Origin of the sequence: uncultured Acetatifactor sp., from assembly GCF_948601915.1 — a bacterium.
Classification (GTDB): domain Bacteria; phylum Bacillota; class Clostridia; order Lachnospirales; family Lachnospiraceae; genus Acetatifactor.
In genome coordinates this window covers 1-2,442 of sequence record NZ_CAPDXS010000002.1, presented here as the reverse complement: position 1 = coordinate 2,442, position 2,442 = coordinate 1, and the positions used below count along the sequence as shown (strand labels likewise).

At 59.3% G+C, this 2,442-nt stretch carries 3 protein-coding genes; all 3 read left to right on the top strand.

What is annotated here, in order from left to right; all coding sequences use genetic code 11:
- Positions 1-341 (top strand): ATP phosphoribosyltransferase regulatory subunit (locus tag Q2B33_RS24400; RefSeq protein ID WP_300823422.1); only part of this gene is annotated, 341 nt, incomplete at its 5' end.
- Between the two features lie 38 nt (positions 342-379).
- Complete coding sequence (gene hisG, locus Q2B33_RS24395) at positions 380-1,030, top strand: ATP phosphoribosyltransferase (protein WP_296456994.1); 651 nt, start codon at positions 380-382, stop codon at positions 1,028-1,030.
- 33 nt (positions 1,031-1,063) lie between these two features.
- Positions 1,064-2,353 (top strand): histidinol dehydrogenase, encoded by a 1,290-nt coding sequence (hisD, locus tag Q2B33_RS00415; protein ID WP_300574208.1) that lies wholly within the window; start codon positions 1,064-1,066, stop codon positions 2,351-2,353.
- Positions 2,354-2,442: the final 89 nt, after the last annotated feature.

Genomic DNA, 2,442 nt, shown 5'->3' with positions numbered 1-2,442 from the left:
TCTTCAAGGCCTACACCTACGGCGTAGGGGAGGCCGTGGTGAAGGGCGGCAGATACGACAGGCTGCTGCTGCAGTTCGGCAAGGATGCCCCTGCGGTAGGGTTCGTCGTCGTGGTGGACACCATCATGGAGGCCCTTTCCAGACAGGAGGCCCGGTTTCCCGCCGGGGATGGAATCCGGCGGATATTCTACGGCCAGGGAGACTTTGCGGAAAGGCTGGCGGAGGCGCAGAAGCTGCGGGCGGAGGGAATCCCGGTGGAGCTGCTTCCCTTGGAAGGGGCGTGTTCCGGGGAGGAAGTAGATTCCGGGGAGGGCGCGCATGGAAGGGAGGCATTGCGATGAAAATGGAAGAGAGGCATTCCATGGAAGAAACGCATTCCATGGAAGAGAGGCAATATCTGACCTTCGCCCTTGCCAAAGGCCGGCTTGCAAATCAGACGCTGGCGCTTTTTGAGGAGATGGGCATCTCCTGCGAAGAGATGAAGGATAAGAATACACGGAAACTGATATTCGTAAACGAGGAGTGGAAGCTGAAATTCTTCCTGGCCAAGGGCCCCGACGTGCCCACCTACGTGGAGTACGGAGCCGCGGATATGGGCGTGGCTGGGCGGGATACTGTGCTGGAGGAGAACCGGAACGTGTACGAGGTGCTGGATCTGGGCTTCGGCAAGTGCAGGATGTGCGTCTGCGGGCCTGAGTCCGCCAGGGACCTGCTCCTGCACCACGAGCGCATCCGCGTGGCCAGCAAGTATCCCAATATCGCCCGGGACTATTTCCACGACAAAAAGCATCAGACCGTGGACATCATCAAGCTGAGCGGCTCCGTGGAGCTGGGCCCTCTGGTGGGCCTGTCGGATGTGATCGTGGACATCGTGGAGACAGGCTCCACCCTGCGGGAGAACGGGCTGGAAGTGCTGGAGGAGGTCTGCGGGCTCTCCGCCAGGATGATCGTCAATCCCGTGGCCATGCAGATGGAGAGGACACGGATTCAGGAGCTGGTGCTGAGCCTTCGCAGGAAATTGAATTCCTGAGAAGCTCGGCGGAAAGCAGACATGGGGGTAACTATGAGAATCGTAAAACTGACAGCGCAGGCAAAAGCAAATCTGTTGGACGACCTGCTGAAAAGAAGCCCTAACAATTATTCCGAATATGAGGGCGTCGTGAACGGCATCCTGGAGGATGTCCGAAGGGACGGGGACAGGGCCCTGTTCGACTACACCCTGAAATTTGACGGATACGCCCTGGACGCGGATAATATCAAGGTGACAAGGGAAGAAATCGATGCGGCCTACAGCCTTCTGGATGACGGCCTGACAGATGTCATCAGACGCTCTGCCGACAATATCCGCAGCTTCCACCAGAAGCAGCTGCGCAACAGCTGGTTCGATTCCAGGGCGGACGGCACGATCCTGGGGGTGAAGCTGACGCCTGTCTCAAGGGCGGGCGTCTATGTCCCCGGCGGAAAAGCGGCCTATCCCTCCAGCGTCCTGATGAACGTGATCCCCGCCAAGGTAGCGGGAGTGGGGGAGGTCATCATGACCACGCCGCCTGATGCCCAGGGACGGATCAATCCCGGCACGCTGGTGGCGGCGGACATCGCAGGGGTGGACACGATCTACAGGGCGGGAGGCGCCCAGGCAGTGGCGGCCATGGCTTTCGGCACCCAGTCCGTCCCCAAGGTGGACAAGCTCACGGGCCCCGGCAATATCTTCGTGGCCCTGGCCAAAAAGGCCGTGTACGGCTACGTGGGGATCGACTCCATCGCGGGCCCCAGCGAAATCCTGGTGCTGGCGGACGGCACGGCCAATCCCAGATACGTGGCGGCGGACCTGCTCTCCCAGGCAGAGCATGACGAGCTGGCCAGCGCCATCCTGATTACCACCTCGAAAGAGCTGGCGGAACAGGTCAGTGCCCAGGCGGACGCCTTGACGGAGAAGCTGTCCAGGAAGGAGATCATCCAGAAGTCCCTGGACAACTACGGCTATATCCTGCTGGCCGAAAGCATGGAGGATGCCATCGATGCCGCCAACGAGATTGCCTCGGAGCATCTGGAGATCCTCACCGCCGACCCTTACCAGGTGATGACCAAGATCCGCAACGCCGGGGCAATCTTCCTGGGAGAGTATTCCTCTGAACCCCTGGGGGATTATTTCGCCGGGCCCAACCATATCCTGCCCACAAACGGTACGGCGAAGTTCTTTTCACCGCTGAACGTGGATGACTTTATGAAGAAGACCAGCATCATTTCATATTCCAGGGAAGCGCTGGAAAGGGTACATAAGGACATCGAGGCCTTTGCGGAGAGCGAGGGGCTGACCGCCCACGCAAACAGCATCAAGGTGCGCTTCGAATAGGCATGCTTCCGGCCCGCACCCGATTCGCCATTGGAAGAAGGAGCTTCCTGTATAATTCAAATATAGGAAATTCCAGGAAGGGTGGTTGA

Excerpts from the sequence above, each read along its gene's own strand:
- hisG (WP_296456994.1), top strand. The coding sequence starts at position 380 with ATGGAAGAGAGGCAATATCTGACCTTCGCCCTTGCCAAAGGCCGGCTT.
- hisD (WP_300574208.1), top strand. The coding sequence starts at position 1,064 with ATGAGAATCGTAAAACTGACAGCGCAGGCAAAAGCAAATCTGTTGGAC.